General features: G+C 66.8%; 16 protein-coding genes and 1 tRNA gene. 8 read left to right on the forward strand and 9 right to left on the reverse strand.

The features are described from left to right. Positions 1–57 precede the first annotated feature (57 nt). From GST15_RS00005 to yeiP, 3 genes are read left to right on the forward strand one after another with little or no spacing between them, the layout of a single operon-like run. Positions 58–828 (forward strand): SDR family NAD(P)-dependent oxidoreductase, encoded by a 771-nt coding sequence (locus tag GST15_RS00005; RefSeq protein ID WP_159015212.1) that lies wholly within the window; start codon positions 58–60, stop codon positions 826–828. 24 nt (positions 829–852) lie between these two features. Next, complete coding sequence (locus tag GST15_RS00010; RefSeq protein ID WP_159015213.1) at positions 853–1140, forward strand: hypothetical protein; 288 nt, start codon at positions 853–855, stop codon at positions 1138–1140. Next, entirely contained in the window at positions 1137–1703 is a 567-nt protein-coding gene (gene yeiP / locus GST15_RS00015) for an elongation factor P-like protein YeiP (protein ID WP_159015214.1), read from the forward strand. Before GST15_RS00010 ends, yeiP begins: the two co-directional genes overlap by 4 nt. A 15-nt stretch (positions 1704–1718) precedes the next feature. Here the strand turns inward: yeiP and GST15_RS00020 are convergent, their stop codons facing one another. Further along, the gene (locus tag GST15_RS00020; RefSeq protein WP_159015215.1) at positions 1719–2294 is read right to left on the reverse strand and encodes an NUDIX hydrolase; all 576 of its coding nucleotides are present in this window, start codon (positions 2292–2294) and stop codon (positions 1719–1721) included. Positions 2295–2445: 151 nt separating this feature from the next. Here GST15_RS00020 and GST15_RS00025 point away from each other — a divergent pair, with 151 nt between their 5' ends. The 4 genes from GST15_RS00025 (at position 2446) to mtnC (ending at position 5965) form a co-directional block, all read left to right on the forward strand. Continuing rightward, a complete protein-coding gene (locus tag GST15_RS00025; RefSeq protein WP_159015216.1) occupies positions 2446–3990 on the forward strand; it encodes an amino acid permease in 1545 nt (514 codons plus the stop codon). Positions 3991–4077: 87 nt separating this feature from the next. After that, positions 4078–4713 carry a methylthioribulose 1-phosphate dehydratase gene (locus GST15_RS00030; protein ID WP_159015217.1) on the forward strand — a complete coding sequence of 212 codons (636 nt, stop codon included), beginning with the start codon at positions 4078–4080 and terminating at the stop codon, positions 4711–4713. Beyond that, the gene (locus tag GST15_RS00035; protein WP_159015218.1) at positions 4710–5267 is read left to right on the forward strand and encodes a 1,2-dihydroxy-3-keto-5-methylthiopentene dioxygenase; all 558 of its coding nucleotides are present in this window, start codon (positions 4710–4712) and stop codon (positions 5265–5267) included. The genes GST15_RS00030 and GST15_RS00035 overlap by 4 nt, the downstream gene beginning before the upstream one ends. Then, positions 5267–5965: an acireductone synthase gene (gene mtnC / locus GST15_RS00040; RefSeq protein WP_159015219.1), complete on the forward strand. Its 699-nt coding sequence runs from the start codon at positions 5267–5269 to the stop codon at positions 5963–5965. Before GST15_RS00035 ends, mtnC begins: the two co-directional genes overlap by 1 nt. Before the next feature lie 33 nt (positions 5966–5998). Here mtnC and GST15_RS00045 read toward each other — a convergent pair whose 3' ends face one another. Both GST15_RS00045 and hisS read right to left on the reverse strand, forming a co-directional pair. Beyond that, entirely contained in the window at positions 5999–7933 is a 1935-nt protein-coding gene (locus GST15_RS00045; protein WP_159015220.1) for an HAL/PAL/TAL family ammonia-lyase, read from the reverse strand. Continuing rightward, positions 7930–9330, reverse strand: coding sequence for a histidine--tRNA ligase (gene hisS, locus GST15_RS00050; RefSeq protein WP_159015221.1), 1401 nt, complete (start codon positions 9328–9330; stop codon positions 7930–7932). Before hisS ends, GST15_RS00045 begins: the two co-directional genes overlap by 4 nt. A 121-nt stretch (positions 9331–9451) precedes the next feature. Between hisS and GST15_RS00055 the strand changes: the two genes are divergently transcribed. Beyond that, positions 9452–9528, forward strand: a tRNA-Pro gene (locus GST15_RS00055). Positions 9529–9542: 14 nt separating this feature from the next. On the opposite strand, the gene argH is transcribed toward GST15_RS00055, so the two are convergent. The 6 genes from argH to GST15_RS00085 are packed head-to-tail and all read right to left on the reverse strand — an operon-like array spanning position 9543 to position 16073. Continuing rightward, entirely contained in the window at positions 9543–10847 is a 1305-nt protein-coding gene (gene argH / locus GST15_RS00060) for an argininosuccinate lyase (RefSeq protein ID WP_159015222.1), read from the reverse strand. A gap of 34 nt (positions 10848–10881) precedes the next feature. Then, the gene (gene argC, locus GST15_RS00065; RefSeq protein ID WP_159015223.1) at positions 10882–11829 is read right to left on the reverse strand and encodes an N-acetyl-gamma-glutamyl-phosphate reductase; all 948 of its coding nucleotides are present in this window, start codon (positions 11827–11829) and stop codon (positions 10882–10884) included. Beyond that, on the reverse strand, positions 11822–12415 hold the full coding sequence (locus tag GST15_RS00070) for a GNAT family N-acetyltransferase (protein ID WP_199268681.1): 594 nt from the start codon (positions 12413–12415) through the stop codon (positions 11822–11824). Before GST15_RS00070 ends, argC begins: the two co-directional genes overlap by 8 nt. 19 nt (positions 12416–12434) lie before the next feature. Next, complete coding sequence (locus tag GST15_RS00075; protein WP_159015339.1) at positions 12435–13772, reverse strand: acetylglutamate kinase; 1338 nt, start codon at positions 13770–13772, stop codon at positions 12435–12437. A gap of 11 nt (positions 13773–13783) precedes the next feature. Beyond that, a complete protein-coding gene (locus GST15_RS00080) occupies positions 13784–14866 on the reverse strand; it encodes an acetylornithine deacetylase (RefSeq protein WP_159015225.1) in 1083 nt (360 codons plus the stop codon). A gap of 1 nt (position 14867) precedes the next feature. Continuing rightward, positions 14868–16073, reverse strand: a complete 1206-nt coding sequence (locus tag GST15_RS00085) for an argininosuccinate synthase (protein WP_159015226.1) — start codon at positions 16071–16073, stop codon at positions 14868–14870. Positions 16074–16090 lie beyond the last annotated feature (17 nt).

The following is a 16090-nucleotide window of genomic DNA, read 5'->3' on the forward strand; positions in this document are numbered from 1 at the left end:
GGCGGGTCAAGACCCGCCCTACGTTAAAATGCCTGTCTCGCTCCCAAGGACGCCCCCATGCAACTCAACGCTGTTCGCGCCGTCGTCACCGGCGGTGTCTCCGGTCTCGGCCTGGCCGTCGCCCGGCACCTGGTCGCCCATGGCGGCAAGGTGTCGCTGTTCGACGTCAACGATGACAAGGGCGCCGCGGCGGTCGAGTCGTTGGGCGCGTCGAACGCCCGCTACTTCCGCACCGACGTCACCGACGAGGGCTCCGTCGCCGACAACATCGACGCGGCCAGCGAATTCCTCGGCGGGCTGAATGTCGCCATCAGCTGCGCGGGCATCCTCGGCGCCGGACGCATGCTCGGCAAGGACGGCCCGATGCCGCTCAAGCAGTTCGCCGGTACCGTGATGGTCAACCTCGTCGGCAGCTTCAATGTCGCCAAGGCCGCCGCGGCGCGGATGCAGCACAACGAACCCGGCGATGACGGCGAGCGCGGCGTGATCATCAACACCGCGTCGGTCGCCGCCTACGAAGGCCAGATCGGCCAGGCCGCGTATTCCGCATCCAAGGCGGGCGTCGTCGGCATGACCTTGCCGATGGCGCGCGAGCTGGCGCGATTCGGGATCCGCGTCATGACCATCGCGCCGGGCATCTTCTGGACGCCGATGGTCGACGGCATGCCCGAAGCCGTGCAGCAATCGCTCGCGGCATCGATCCCCTTCCCCTCGCGCCTCGGCAAGCCCGAGGAGTTCGCCGACCTCGCGGCCTACATCCTGGGCAATCCCTACCTCAATGGCGAAACCATCCGCCTGGACGGCGCGACGCGCCTGGCCGCGAAGTAGGCGTGCCGGCATGAGCGTGCGCACGTGAACCAGAGTTGGCTGCAGCGGCGATGGCCGGCCATCCGCGCCAAGGGCCAGCTCAACTTCGTGCTGGTGCGCGGGCTGGTGGTCTGGGGTGGGCTGATGACGCTGGCGATGTACGCGATGCTGCTGGTCGCGGAGCGACGCCAGGGCCTGCACCTGGAAACCGCATGGCCACTGGTGCCGCTGTTCTGCCTGCCCGCCGGCGCCTTCTGGGCGCTCATCAGCTGGCACTGGAACGAATATCTCTTCCGCAAACTCGGATTCGACAAAGGCAATCCCAAGCGATGAAAGCGTACGACATCAAGAAAGGCAACGTGGTCGAGCACAACGGCACCGTCTATCAAATCCGCGACATCGAGCGCAGCTCGCCGCAGGGTCGCGGTGGCAACGTCAAGTTCCGTTTCACGATGTATTCGGTCCCCGGCGGCAGCAAGTTCGACCTCAGCCTTGGCGGTGACGACGAGCTCAAGGAAGTCGAACTGTCGCGGCGCCAGGCGACGTTCTCCTACAAGGATGGCGATGCTTTCGTCTTCCTCGACGACGAGGACTACACGCCCTACACGCTCGATGCGGACGTGGTCGGCGACGCAGCCGGCTACATCGTCGACGGCTTGTCCGATTGCTACGTGCAGATCATCGACGACATGCCGGTGGCCCTGCAGTTGCCGCAGAGCGTGGCCATGGAAGTCGTCGAGACCCCGCCGGAACTCAAGGGCGGGACAGCGACCAAGCGGCCGAAGCCGGCCCGGCTCTCGACCGGCCTGGAAATCCAGGTGCCCGAGTACATCGGCAATGGCGAGCGCGTGTGGGTGAACACGACGACGGGCGAGTTCGGCGGACGCGCCGACTGAGTGTCGCGGGGCGTTTCAACGGCCCCGCGCGCTGGTTCGCGCCAGCCACTTCCGTGCCATCCGCTGTAACGATGCGTCCGCCCCTGCGTCGGCGGCGAGCGATGGGATGTCGCGCCATGCCAGATCGTGCGATTCGTCGCTGACGACGAACTCCTCCGCATCGCCGGCGCGCACCACGAAGCGCACGTCGTAATGCCAATGCGCGCACACGCCGCCGTGCTCGGGAATCCAGTGCCGGTCGAGGTCGAAGATCTCCGGCTCCACCGTCAGCCCGGACAGGCCCGACTCCTCATGCGCCTCCTTCAATGCCGCGCGCGCCAGGTCGGGATCGCCGTCGGCATGGCCGCCCAGCTGCAGCCAGCGGCCGAGCTTGCGATGGTGGGTGAGCAGCACGCGCGCGCCATCGCGATCCACCAGCCACGCCGAGGCGGTGAAGTGGCCCGACAGGCGTTCGCGGACGAAGGAGTTGCCGTCCTCGCCAAGCAAGGCGGTGAACAGATCGACCGTCGCCGCTTCAGCAGTCCAGCGGCGACGATACTCGGCAAAGGCGTCAGCCAGGGACGCGACAGCGTCGGCGTTGCATGGGTCCATGTTGCATCGCCGCATCGGTTGTCCAGGCTGCTGATTATCGCTGCCGGACGCCCAGCGGCGCTTGTGCGTATCGCGGGCGCCCGGTAAGGTCGGCGCGGGAATCAACCGCGCGGCTGTTTCGCGCCCGATCATTGCCTTTGGGGAGTCCGCAATGCTGTTCCAGCGTGTCAAGCCGCTCGACGAAATCCTCGCCACCGCAGAGAAGCGCAGCCTCAAGCGCCAGCTCGGTCCCATCCAGCTCACCCTGCTGGGCGTCGGCGCCATCATCGGCACCGGTATCTTCGTGCTCACGGCCGAAGCCGGCCAGAAGGCGGGCCCCGGCATGATGGTGGCGTTCGTCATCGCCGCGGTGGTCTGCGCGCTCGCTGCGCTCGCCTACTCCGAGCTGGCGGCCATGATCCCGGTCGCCGGATCGGCCTATACGTACACGTACGGCGTGCTTGGCGAGAGCCTGGCGTGGGTCGTGGGTTGGGCGCTGGTGCTCGAGTACGCGATCGCCGCGGGTGCCGTCGCGGTGGGCTGGTCCGGGTACATGAACGGCCTGCTGCGCAGTGCCGGGATCGAGATACCCGAGATGTTGCGAACCGGTCCGTACGACGGCGGCACGTTCAACCTCCTCGCCTTCCTCATCACACTGGTCATCACCGTCCTGCTGGTGGTCGGCACCTCCAAGAGCGCGAAGGTCAATGCCGTCCTGGTGTCGATCAAGATCGCTGCACTGACTGCCTTCATCGTCATCGCATTGCCCGCCGTCAAGGATCCGAACTTCCATCCGTTCCTGCCGACCGGCTGGGGCAGCCCGCTCGGCGGCATCGGCGTGCTGGGCGCGGCCGCATCGATCTTCTTCGCCTTCGTCGGCTTCGATGCCGTCTCGACCGCGGCGGAAGAAACCACCAATCCCAATCGCAACATCCCGATCGGCCTGATCGGGTCGCTCGCGATCTGCACCGTGTACTACCTGCTGGTCGGGTATGCCGCCGTCGGTTCGGTCGGCTCGCAGCCGATGTTCGGCGCCAATGGCCTGGCCATCCATCCCGGCACGCCGGAGCTCGCGGAAGCCTGCCGTGGCTCGCAGGCGCTGGTCTGCAGCAAGGAGCCGCTGGCGCACGTGCTGCGCATGCTCGGCTTTGAAGGCATGGGCAACATGATCGGCATCGCGGCCGCGCTGGCGCTGCCATCGGTCGTGCTGATGATGATCTACGGCCAGACCCGCATCTTCTTCACGATGTCGCGCGACGGCCTGCTGCCGGCGGTGCTGTCGAAGGTGCATCCGCGTTTCCACACCCCGCACGTCGTGACGATCATCACCGGCATCGCGGTGTCGCTGTTCGCGGCGATGTTCCCGGTCGGCATCCTCGCCGACATCTCGAACTCCGGCACGCTGTTCGCCTTCATGATGGTGGCCATCGCGGTCATGATCCTGCGGGTGAAGCAACCGAACCGGCCGCGCCCGTTCCGCACGCCCTTCGCCTGGATCGTCTGCCCGCTCGCGGTTGCCGGTTGCCTGCTGCTGTTCCTCAACCTGTCGATGTATACCGTCGGACTGTTCTTCGCCTGGGCCGTGATCGGCCTGGTCGTCTACTACCTGTACGGCTATCGGAAGAGCCATTACGCGCACGGCACCGAGCCGCCGCACGATGGTCCCAAGCTGCCCGCGGAACCGGCGTTCCACGAGGGCCCGGACCTGGGTCCCTGATCCGGTCGTCCGCATCGAGGAAAAGCCCGGCTCCGGCCGGGTTTTTCTTTGACCGGCCGACAACATGAATTCGCTAGACTGGCAGCCATGCACAGCCCGCCTCCATTCAACCCGCAACAGCTGCGCCGCGTCGCGGCTGAGATCATCAGCAACGTGCGGGAGTTGTCCATTGCCGGCCTGACACCGGCCACCAGCAGCAATTTTTCATGCCGGCTGGACGACCTCCATGCCGCCATCACTGTGTCGGGCCGCGACAAGGGCCGGCTCGACGAAGGCGACATCATGGTCGTCGACTTCGATGGAAAACCTGTCGGCAGCGATCACCGGCCATCCGCTGAAACCCTGCTGCACACGCAGCTGTATCGGCGCTTCCCCGAAATCGGCTGTGTGCTGCATACGCATTCGCTGGCCCAGACCGTCGCATCGCGCCTGTTCGCCGGTGCCGGGCACGTCTCGCTGGAGGGCTACGAACTGCTGAAGGCATTCGCCGGCAACGCCACGCACGACACGCGCATCGACATTCCGGTGTTGGCCAACACCCAGGACATGCCCACCCTCGCCGCCCAGGTCGATGCGCTGCTGGATGGTCCGTGCCGATGGGCTTATCTCATCGATGGCCACGGGCTCTACACCTGGGGCAGCGACATGGCGCAGGCGCGCCGGCACCTGGATGCACTGGAATTCCTGCTGAAGTGCGAACTGGAACTGAGGAAGCTCAAGTGAGCCGGCTGCGCATCTTCGACGAAGAACACCCCGACATGCCGCTGCTGTCGACGACCGACCATGCAGCGATGGCGCGCGAGTTGTCCGCCATCGGCGTCGGCTTCGAACAGTGGCAGGCAACGCAGCCGATCGCCCCCGGCGCGTCGCAGGACGCCGTCCTGGCAGCGTATCGCAAGGACATCGATCGCCTGGTGCACGAACGCGGATTCAAGTCGGTGGATGTGGTCAGCATCAGCCCCGATCATCCGGACCGCGAGCAGATGCGCAGCAGGTTCCTCGAGGAGCATTTCCACAAGGAGGATGAAGTCCGTTTCTTCGTCGCCGGCTCGGGGTTGTTCACGCTGCACGTCGGCGGCAGGGTCTATGAAATCCAGTGCACGCAGGGCGACCTGGTCGCGGTACCGGATTCGACGCACCACTGGTTCGACATGGGGCCGGAACCGAGTTTCGTGGCGATCCGTTTTTTCACCGAGCCGGAAGGCTGGATCGGGCATTTCACCGGCACCGACATCGCGCAGCGATTCCCGCGCTACGACCCCGGCCAGGACGGCTGATGGCAGCCACGATCCTCACCGACATCGAAGGCACGACCAGCAGCATCTCCTTCGTCAAGAACGTGCTGTTCCCGTATGCGCGGCGCGAGCTGCCGCGATTCGTGCGCGAACGCGCCGACGATCCCGCTGTCCGTCGATGGCTGGACGCGGTTGCCACCGAGAGCGGCGGGATCTGCAACGACGATGTCATCGTCGAGACCCTGCAGGGCTGGATCGACCAGGACCGCAAGCACACCGCGCTGAAGGCACTGCAGGGCATGCTGTGGCGCGACGGTTACGAGCGCGGCGATTTCCGCGGCCACGTCTATCCCGATGCAGCGGCCGGCCTGCGGCAGTGGCGCGACGGTGGCCACGCACTCGCGGTGTTCTCGTCGGGCTCCGTGGGCGCGCAGCAGCTGCTGTTCGGCCACAGCGAGGCCGGCGACCTGGCATCGCTGTTTTCCGACTTCTTCGATACCGAGGTCGGACACAAGCGCGAGCCCGCGAGCTATCGACGTATCGCCGACATGCTGGGCCGGCAACCATCGGACATCCTGTTTCTCTCGGATGTGGTCGAGGAGCTCGATGCAGCCCGCGATGCCGGCATGCGGACCGTGCTGGTGGACCGGCTGGACGACTACCCGCAGCCGCGAGTCGGCAATGCGACCGCTGGCCACCGTCGTGTCGAGAGCTTCGCGCAGATCGATCCCAACGCCTGACCAGTCGCGCCGGACCGGGTCCGGCCCGGCTGTCTAACGCGTCTGCAGCGCGGCCCGCGCCGCGGCGAGGATGGATCCGTCCTCCACCATGCGCACGGCGGCGGAGACCTCGCCATCCAGCGCACGATCGCGATCCAGGAATGCAATCGACTCGCGGATCCTGGCGTGCGCGGCGGCAACCGCCCTGCCCGGCCGGAATGCGGGAGCGGCAGACAATTCACTGCGCAGGTTGTCGACCTCCACGAGGAATTGCCCGTGGTCCGGGCTGTCGGTTCGCGGACCGCATTGCACCTTGCCTGCAAATGCCATCGCGTCGCAGTTGCGCGCAAGCTCACGGGCGGCGGTGATCATGTCGCTACGCAGGTCCAGGGCCTGCGCAGCGGTGTACAGCTCGAGCGCCAGCACCTTGCCCAGGTCATCGGCCATCGCCAGCACGTGTCGCGCCTCGTTGGCGCCCATCGAGACGTGGTCCTCGGCGTTGGCGCTGGTCGGGATCGAATACACCGATGCCGGCATCGCGCGGCTCGCCAGGTCGTTGACGATGGCGGCCGCGGTGTACTGCACGATCATGTAACCGGATTCGGTGCCGTCCTCGTTGCCGATCAGGAATGGCGGCAATCCATCGTTCGTCGCCGGATCCAGCAGCTTGTTGAGGCGGCGTTCGGAAATCGACGCGAGCACCGGAATCGCGGCCTTGAGGTAACTCATGGCCAGGGCGAGCGGCATGCCGTGGAAGTGTCCCGCCGAGATCACCTGCTCCTCGACGTGCTCGGCATTGGAGTCGGGGAAGACCAGCGGATTGTCGGTGACCGAGTTGAGCTCGATGTCCAGCACCCGCTTGGCCTGCTCCACCGCGTCGCGCACGGCGCCATGCACCTGCGGCACGCATCGCAACGAATAGCTGTCCTGCGGCTGGTGTTTCTTGCCACCGCGGAACGGCAGGAACCGCTGGTAGAAGCGATCGCGCCCATGTCGCTGGTCCAGCGGCACCCATTCCCAGCCGATGTCGAAGCACGGCTGCCTGGACGCCAGCGTGTCGCCGGGAAGTACGCCGTTGGAAAACATGCTCCAACTGTTCGGCTGCCACTGCCGGAAACGGGGCACCAGGTGGTAACGGATGTCGGCCAGGCTCGAATCGGCAAGCATCGCTCGCAGGTTTTCAGCGACATGCACCTGGCCCGGATGCGGGCGCAGCTCATGCACCGCTTCGGCGAATGCACCCAGGCGGCCGGCGAAGGCGTCGATCGTCATCGCGGCGGCAAGATCGGCGGTATCCAGCAGGTCGTCGAGTTGCTGCACGGCCAGCACGCCTGTGGCGAGCATCTGCGCGGTGCCGTTGTTCAGCGCCAGGCCTTCCTTGTACGACAGTGAAATCGGATGCAGTCCGGCGCGCTCCAGTGCAAGCCCACCGGGCATGCGTTCGCCGGCGAAAAATGCCTCGCCGCCACCGATCAGGACGATGGCCAGGTGCGACAGCGGCGCCAGGTCGCCCGAGGCGCCGACCGATCCGAGTTGCGGCACGACCGGCACGATGCCGGCGTTGAGCAACGCGGCCAGCGCCTGCAAGGTTCCGACACGGATGCCCGAATGCCCGCGCAGCAGCGTGTTGATGCGGATGCACAACATCGCGCGGACCACGTGCGCCGGAAACGGCTCGCCGACACAGACGGCGTGGGTCACGATCAGGTTGTGCTGCAGCTCCACGTGCAGCGAGCGCCCGGGCGCGGCCGCATTGACCGCCGTGTCGCGCATGGGGTGGCCGCCAAGCAGCTTGTCGGCATTGCTGCCGAAGCCCGTCGAGACGCCGTAGATGGGTTCCTCGCGCCGCACCTGTTCGGCGAGGAAATCCGCCGCGCGTGCGACCGCGCGCAATGCCTGCGCGTCCAGCTCGACCGATGCACCGCGCGCGACCGCCACGAGTTGTTCGCGCGTCAGCGACCGTCCATCCAGGTTGATGACGACGCTCATGCCGCGGCCTCCGGAAGCGGATTGGTCCGCCCATGCTGGGCTCTCAACGCATCGGCGATGTCGTCTTCGGCAACGTCGAACTGTTCGCCGCGGCGCAGGTCGCGGATGGCGACCGCGCCACGCGAGGCCTCGTCGTCGCCGCGGATCACGACGAAGCGGATCCCGGCACGGTCGGCGTATTGCAGCTGGCGCGCGAGCTTGCGCGGCTCCAGCTGCGTTTCCACGTTCAATCCCGCCGCGCGCAGGCGCTGCGACAGCGCCAGCGCATGTTCGAGCCCGGAGTCGTCGAGGAGCGCGACCAGCACGTCGACGGAACTTTCCGCGGCGGCGACGATGCCCGCATCGCGCAACTGGAAGAACAATCGCGTCAGGCCGATGGAAATACCAACACCTGGCAGCTTCGAACGCGTGTAATGCCCGGCAAGATCGTCGTAGCGCCCGCCCGAACAGATCGAGCCGATCTGCGGGTAGGCATCCAGCGTCGTCTCGTAGACGACGCCGGTGTAGTAATCCAGTCCGCGCGCGATCGACAGGTTGAGCGCGTAACGCGACTCCGCAACCCCCATTGCGCGCAGCTGCTGCAGGATCCCGCGCAATTCGCTGCGACCTTCCTCGAACAACGGCGTGCCGTCGCCGAGCGCATCGAGCTTCGCAAGTGCATCGGCATGACCATTCGAACGCACCTGCGAAAACGCCATCAGCCGCTCGATGGCCGCTGCCGGCATGTCGAATCCCTCTCCGGCCAGCGTTGCGCGCACCGCCTGCTCGCCGCGCTTGTCGAGCTTGTCGAGCTCGCGTAGCACCCCGGACTGCTGCTGGCCCTCGCCGATGCCGAGGCCCTCGAAATAGCCGCGCAGCAACTTGCGGTGGTTGAGCTGGATGGTGAACTCGCCGATCGCCAGCCCCTCGAACACCGCGCTGATCACGGCCGGGATCTCGGCATCGAATCGGATCGACAACGCGTCCTTGCCGATGACGTCGATGTCGCACTGGTAGAACTCGCGGAAGCGACCGCGTTGCGCGCGCTCGCCACGGTAGACGCGCTGCATCTGGTAGCGACGGAACGGAAACGCGAGCGCATGTTCATGTTCGGCCACGTAACGCGCCAGCGGCACCGTCAGGTCGAAGCGCAATGCCAGTTCGGGGCGCGCGTCGCCAGCCGCCTGCTCCGCCGCCTTGTCCAGGGCGCCCGTGGACTGGACGAAATACACCTGCCGCTCGGTTTCCCCGCCGGACTTGGTCAGCAGCACCTCGGACAGCTCCATCACCGGGGTTTCCACCGGCAGGAATCCGAAGCGCTCGAAGGTCTGGCGAATGCCATCGAGCATGCGCTGGAACGCGATCTGCTCGCGCGGCAGCAACTCCATGACTCCGGGCGGGGTACGCGGCTTGATCAAGCGGAAAACTCCGGGCGGCGCGGGCCGCACAGTGTAGCGGCTGGCGCCGGCGTGGCTGGCTCGCCATCGACAGGGCTTGCCCCGAACCCATCCAAGTCACTAAAATGCCGGGCTCACCTGTCGGGGTGTAGCTCAGCCTGGTAGAGCGCTACGTTCGGGACGTAGAAGTCGCAGGTTCAAATCCTGTCTCCCCGACCACCGGTTCGCGCTTGTCAGCCCGCATCGCTGCCTGCGCCAGCGCGCCATCTGTCGCGCAACACGTCCAGACCCATGTCCGCCGCGCCTCCGGGCGATACGCGTGCCGCAAGGCTCGCCTCGGCGTCCGTGCGCGTCCAGCTGGCGGGGTCGGCTGCCTGGCGGTAGGCATCCCGGAACGGGACACCCTGACGCGCCAGGTCGACCGCGATGTCGGTGGCGAACAGCGATGGGTCCAGCGCGGCCCGCATCCGGTCGGGATTCCACTGCAGGTTGCGCAGCAGGTCCGGCAGCAGGGCCAGCGCCGCAAGGCCCCTGCCGAAGCCATGCACCAGCGCCCCCTTGCTGATCTGCAGGTCGCGGTGGTAACCCGAAGGCAGCGACAGCAACTGTTCGATCTCGCATCGCGCCGCCGCCACGCTGGCATAACTGCCGCGCATGAGCTCGATCACGTCCGGATTGCGCTTGTTGGGCATGATCGAACTGCCGGTGGTGTATTGCGCCGGCAAGGTGACGAAGCCGAACTCCGCTGTCGTGAACAGGCTCAGGTCCCAGGCCAGGCGGCGCAGGTCGAGCATCGCGCTGCCGAGCGCCTCCAGCGCGGCGAGTTCGAACTTGCCGCGGGACAGTTGCGCGTAGAGCGGCGACACCTGCATGCGACCGAATCCCAATGCCAGGGTGGAATGCGCGCGATCCAGCGGAAGGTTGACGCCGTATCCGGCGGCGGTGCCCAGCGGGTTGGCGTCGATCCAGTCACGCGTCCGCGCCGCGCGTTCGGCGTTGTCGATGAAGGCCTCCGCCCAGCCCGCCCACCACATGCCCGCCGTCGACACCACCGCCCGCTGGAGGTGCGTGTAACCGGGCATCGCCAATGCGGCCTCGGCCTCCGCGCGGGCAAGTGCGATGTCGGCGATCTCGCGGCACAGCGCCACGACCTGTCCCAAGCGGTCCTTCAGCCACAGTCGCGTCGCCACAAGTACCTGGTCGTTGCGGCTGCGGCCGGTGTGGATCTTGCGGCCGACGTCGCCCAGCCGCTCGGCCAATCGCGCCTCGATCGCTGAATGACCGTCCTCGAATCGCGCATCGAGCACGAAGGTGCCGTTGCTGAAGTCGCCTGCCAGCGCGGCCAGCTCACGCAGCAGCGCATCGAGTTCGGCACTGGTGAGGATCCCGATCCGTTGCAGGCCTTCGGCATGCGCTCGGCTGGCGGCGATGTCGTGCAGGAAGAACTCGCGATCCAGGATCACATCGTCACCGGCGAGGAACGCCTGGATCGATGCATCGACGGCGACGCCGGGCTTGCTCCACAGGAGGTCGGTCATTGTCGTTTCCCGGATGACGGATTGCTCGACACGTCTACGGCGAGATGCCGTCGAACTCGTCGAATCCAAAGGCGATGTTGAGGTTCTGCAGTGCCTGCGTCGCGGCGCCCTTGAGCAGGTTGTCCAGCGTCGCGACAACCACCAGCCGCTGTGCGTCGGCCGTAAGCGTGAAGCCACCGATCTCGACGTGATGCCTGCCGGCAATGCGGCTGACCCATGGCGCCTGCTCCATCACGCGCACCAAAGGCTCGTCCGCATAGCGCTGCGTGTAACGCGATACGACCTCGTCGATGGTGAATGGACGGGACAGATGCAGGTTGGCCGTGATCGAGAGCCCGCGGAAGTGTGGTGCGACGTGCGGCATGAACTCGACGGCATGATCGAGCTGTCGCGACACTTCCGCTTCGTGCACGTGACCAGCCAGCGCATACGGCATGAGGTTGTCGCGCAGCTTGCCCGGGTCGTTCCTGTCCGAAGGCGACGTGCCGGCGCCGGAGTACCCGGACACGCCGAAGCACTGCACCGGGCCGGACAGGACATCGCGCATCGGCGCGATGGCCAGTTGCATGGCGGTGGCATAACAACCCGGATTGCTGATCCTGCGCTGGCCGGCATAGCGGCCGCGGGTGAGCTCGGGCAGGCCGTAATACCAGGCATCGTCGAAGCGATGGTCGGCCGACAGGTCGACGATCACCGGTTGGCGACCGCCATGCGCATCGAACGCCGCCACATAGACGGCCGCCTTGTCGTTGGGCAGCGCGAGCACGATCGCGGACGCCCCGGCATGGGGAAGTTCTGCCGGATCGGGAGCGGTGTAGCGCAGCCCGCCTGTGTAACCCGGGACGTGGTCGGCAACGGCTTGCCCGGCGCGCTCGCGCGAGGACACGAACGCGAGCTCGAGTTTCGGGTGGCCAGCGATCAGCCGGATCATGTCTTCGCCGACGTGCCCGCGTGCACCAACGAGTCCGACCGATTCACGCATGCGCGGCGAGCCTCGCCAGCAGGTTGGTCTTCACCGCCGGCCACTCGGACGCGATGATCGAGAACACCACGGTGTCGCGCACGCTGCCGTCGGCATGGCGCTGGTGGCTGCGCAGGACGCCGTCCTGCTTGGCGCCGAGGCGGGCGATCGCCGCGCGTGAGGCGTGGTTGAACCAGCTGGTCTTCAGGCCGACGGAAATGCAGTCCAGCGATTCGAAGGCATGGCCGAGCAGCAGCAACTTCGCTTCCGTGTTCAAGCCGGTGCGTTGCGCGCTGCGTGCGTACCAGGTGTATCCGATGCTTAGTCGCGGCACGCTGGCGTCGATGTCGTAATAGCGCGTCGAGCCGACGACGGCGCCCGTCACATCCTTCACCACGAACGGAAACGCGGTGCCGGCATCGCGCATCGCCAGTGCGGCCGCGATGTAGGCGTCGATGGCATCGGGCGCCGGCACATTGGCGTACCAGCTCCGCCACAAGGCGCCGTCGTCGCTCGCCGCCCGCAGATCCGCTGCATGCGCGTCCGTCAGCGGCTCCAGCGAAACGTGCGACCCGCGCAACTGCGCCGGCATCGTCCAACCCGTCATTCCACCCTCCCCGGCCATGTCAGTCCTTCAGCGTCGCGGTGCGGCCGCGACAGTGTGCCACTGCCTCACGGATGTCTTCGAACCGTTCAAGGCCATACCAGAACACATTCCATCGATCACCCTTGAAACAGCCGTCGGCTTCGCCGAAGTAGAACTCGTTGACCGGATTGGATGGCCGCGAACGCCAGAACAGGCGCTCGACGTCGCCGCGCATCACATGCCAGATCGCGCGTCCCAGGCCCTCGCCCTGCGCGTCGTCGGCGACCGCGAATTTGTCCAGGTGTGCCACGCCGTCGGTGCCGTCGAGCATTTCCTGCGTCAGCAGCAGCGCCGCGCGGTAGTGCTCGGACACATAGATGCGATAGGGCCGCGTCGTCTCGAAGTAGTCGGGTTTGAGCTTGCGCCCGAAAGCCGATTCGATCAGCGCGCGCAGGCGTTCCAGGTCCAGTTCGTCCCAGCTGGTCGCGCACAGGATCCGCTCGCCACGTCGCACGAGCGTGCCCGAGCCGCGGTGGGTGAACAGCTCCTTGGCCAGTTCGTCCGGCCGCGTGATCGACACGGACGACGACGGCGGCAATGCCATCAGCAGGTCACGGACCTGCTCGATCTTGACCCGCATACCCGAATGCAGCCATGGCTGTGCGAGCAGTTCCTCGTACTCGGTGCTCAGGTTGATCGAATCGATGACCGCGCCGTCGCCGTCGAGCAGGCCGCCGGTTCCGGTGAGGAACACGATCTTGTAGGGCTGCAGCGTCTTGACCAGCTCGTTGGCCGCCCAATCGGCGTTGACGTTGACGATCTGTCCACCGGTGGTTTCGCCCAGTGACGCAATCACCGGGATCGAGCCGACCTTGATCGCGGCATGGATGCCTTCGACATCGACCCTTGCCACCGCCCCGACGAGGCCGTAGCGCTCGCCGTCGAGCAGCGTGCATTCGAATACGCCCGACTGGATCGACGTCGCGCGCACGCCATCGGCCTGCAGTGCCTCGACCAGCCGCAGGTTTTCCCGGCGCATGACCCGCCGCACGACCGACAGCACCGCCGGATCTGTATGGCGCAGGTTGTCGACGACGATCTTTTCGATGCCCGCCGCCTGCATGTCGGCGTCAAGCTGCGGGCCCGCGCCGTGCACGACGATCGGCGTCAGCCCCACCTGCTGCAGGAAGGACAGCGACGAGACGAGTGCCTCGAGCTGGTCGCGCAACACCGCCCCGCCGACCTTGACCACGGCAAAGCGCGCGGCATCGACCTGCGAGAAGCGCTTGAGGTATTGCTGGATCTCCCTGGCGTTGGCCATGTTCGACAGCAGGCGGACGATCGTGGGCCGAAGGTCCTTCTGCACGGGTACCGCCATTGCCCCGGCGCTCATGACAGCAGCCGCAGGTAATGACCGGCTGCGCACGACAACTGGTCCAGCGACACCCATTCGTCGGCGGTGTGGGCCTGGGCGATCGAGCCCGGCCCGAACACCAGCGCCGTCATCCCGGCCTGCGAGAACAGCGAGGCCTCGGTCCAGAAGTCGACCGCGTTGCCGACCGGCAACTGCAGCTCGTCGGCAAGATCGCGCGCCATCAGCCGCCGTTCTTCGGCCATGGCGACGTCGCCGGCGGGCAGCGGCGGTCCGCGGAAGGTTTCGACGTAGCGTTCGAGCGCTTCGGCGCCGGCGAAGCCGCGCAAATCGTCGTGCAAAGCCTGCATGTCCTGCGACGGCAGCGGCCGGAAGCCGAAGCGGACCTCCGCGCTCGGGGCGATCATGTTGGCCTTGATGCCGCCCTCGACCCGTCCGATGTTGAAGCGCAGTCCGGTCAGTCCGCCAAAGCGCAGGTGCGATTGCGACTGCACGAAGTCCAGCGCACGCACGCCCCAGCGCATCGCCTGATGCACGGCGCTGGCGTCGGCAGCCTGCGCACCCGAGGCATGCCCGGCTTCGCCACGGAACCCCAGCAGCACGGAGCTGATGCCGCGGTGGGCAAGTACCGCCTCGCAGCCCGTGGGCTCGGCGACGACAGCCTCGGTGAAGCCATGATCGCTGGCGAGGAAGGCCGCGATGCAGCGCGCGTCATTGGCTTCCTCGTCACTGCTGAACAGGAATGCCGCATCGCCGCTGGTGCGCGCCGCAGCGGCGAGCAGGCCGGCGGCCGCGCCCTTGGTGTCGCAGGCGCCCAGGCCGATCGCACGATCCTCTGTCACGCGCAAGGCCAGCGGGTCGGCCTGCCATGCCGCCGATGCCGGCACCGTGTCCAGGTGCACGTTGAAGATGCGATGCGGCGACCCGCGCCGTGCGATCAACGACACGGCGCCCGCCCCGTGATCGATGCAGTCCACGTCGAACCCGGGCAGTTGCGCGCGGATGTAATCGAAGATGCCGCCGGTGCCGATCAGCCGCGGCGGATTGCGGGTGTCGAAGGACACCAGCGCCTCGAGATGGCGAAGGACGTCATCGAGCACGTCAGCCTCCATCGGGCGTGTTGACCTGCGCCCAGACCGTGCTGCTCATGCCGAACAGGCGGATGAATCCTTCTGCTTCCTCGACACCCCAGTCCGCGGACTGCGCATAGGTGGCGCCCTTCGCATCGAGGATGTGCGGCGACCGGACCGCCACGGCATCGACGCGACCACCGCGCGTTTCCAGCACGACGTCGCCATTGACCATGCGCTGGCTCGATGCAAGGAAGCGTTCCAGGTCGGTCTTCAGCGGATCATGGAAGAAACCTTCGTACACCAGCTCCACCCACTTGCGCGCAACGTCGGGCTTGAAGCGGTTCTGCTGCTTGCTCAGCACCGCCTCCTCCAATGCCTGGTGCGCGACCAGCAACGCGGCCAGGCCCGGCGCCTCGAACAGGATGCGGCCCTTGAGGCCGATGGTCGTGTCGCCGGTGTACAGGCCGCGGCCGACGCCATAAGGCGCGAAGATCGCGTTGAGCCGCGCGAGGATCTTCTCGCCGGGCATGTTTTCACCGTCGATCGCGACTGCTTCGCCCGCGACGAATCGCAAGCTCACCTGCAACGGTTGCGCGGGCCAGTCCTCGCGTGACGCGCACCAGCCGCGCGCGCCGTCGCCGGGCGCCTGCCAGCGGTCGATCTCGCCGCCGGACATGGTCAGGCCAAGCAGGTTTTCGTTGACGGTGTAGGCCTTCTGCCGGGCATCGACCGCGAAACCGCGCGACTCGAGATACTGCTGCTCGTAGGCGCGGGTCTGCGTGTGCTCCTTCTGGATCTCGCGGATGGGCGCCACGATCTGGTAGTCGCCGGATGCCTTCACCGCGAGGTCGAAGCGCACCTGGTCGTTGCCCATGCCGGTGCAGCCGTGCGCAATGGCACGCGTGCCGAGGTCACGCGCACGCGCGAGCGCGGCATCGACGATCAGGTAACGGTCGGACACAAGCAGCGGATACTGGCCCTGGTACGACTGTCCCGCCCAGACGAATGGCTTGACGAACCCAGCCCACAACGCGGGTCCGCCATCGATGGTCACGTGGCTGGCGACGCCGAGCTGGGCAGCACGCTGCTCGATGGCCGCACGCTCCGCGGCATCCACCCCGCCGGTGTCCGCGAACACGGTGTGCACGTCCCAGCCTCGCTCCTGCAACCACGGCACGCAGAAGCTGGTATCGAGGCCGCCGGAAAACGCGAGGACGATGGTTTTGTTTGTCATGTGCATGGCCCGGATGG

Origin of the sequence: Cognatiluteimonas profundi (assembly GCF_009792795.1) — a bacterium.
In the GTDB taxonomy this organism is placed as follows: domain Bacteria; phylum Pseudomonadota; class Gammaproteobacteria; order Xanthomonadales; family Xanthomonadaceae; genus Cognatiluteimonas; species Cognatiluteimonas profundi.

Coding starts and splice junctions, on each gene's coding strand:
- GST15_RS00005 (WP_159015212.1), top strand. CDS start 58: ATGCAACTCAACGCTGTTCGCGCCGTCGTCACCGGCGGTGTCTCCGGT.
- yeiP (WP_159015214.1), top strand. CDS start 1,137: ATGAAAGCGTACGACATCAAGAAAGGCAACGTGGTCGAGCACAACGGC.
- GST15_RS00020 (WP_159015215.1), bottom strand. CDS start 2,294: ATGGACCCATGCAACGCCGACGCTGTCGCGTCCCTGGCTGACGCCTTT.
- GST15_RS00025 (WP_159015216.1), top strand. CDS start 2,446: ATGCTGTTCCAGCGTGTCAAGCCGCTCGACGAAATCCTCGCCACCGCA.
- GST15_RS00030 (WP_159015217.1), top strand. CDS start 4,078: ATGCACAGCCCGCCTCCATTCAACCCGCAACAGCTGCGCCGCGTCGCG.
- mtnC (WP_159015219.1), top strand. CDS start 5,267: ATGGCAGCCACGATCCTCACCGACATCGAAGGCACGACCAGCAGCATC.
- GST15_RS00045 (WP_159015220.1), bottom strand. CDS start 7,933: ATGAGCGTCGTCATCAACCTGGATGGACGGTCGCTGACGCGCGAACAA.
- argH (WP_159015222.1), bottom strand. CDS start 10,847: ATGACCGACCTCCTGTGGAGCAAGCCCGGCGTCGCCGTCGATGCATCG.
- argC (WP_159015223.1), bottom strand. CDS start 11,829: ATGCGTGAATCGGTCGGACTCGTTGGTGCACGCGGGCACGTCGGCGAA.
- GST15_RS00070 (WP_199268681.1), bottom strand. CDS start 12,415: ATGACGGGTTGGACGATGCCGGCGCAGTTGCGCGGGTCGCACGTTTCG.
- GST15_RS00075 (WP_159015339.1), bottom strand. CDS start 13,772: ATGGCGGTACCCGTGCAGAAGGACCTTCGGCCCACGATCGTCCGCCTG.
- GST15_RS00085 (WP_159015226.1), bottom strand. CDS start 16,073: ATGACAAACAAAACCATCGTCCTCGCGTTTTCCGGCGGCCTCGATACC.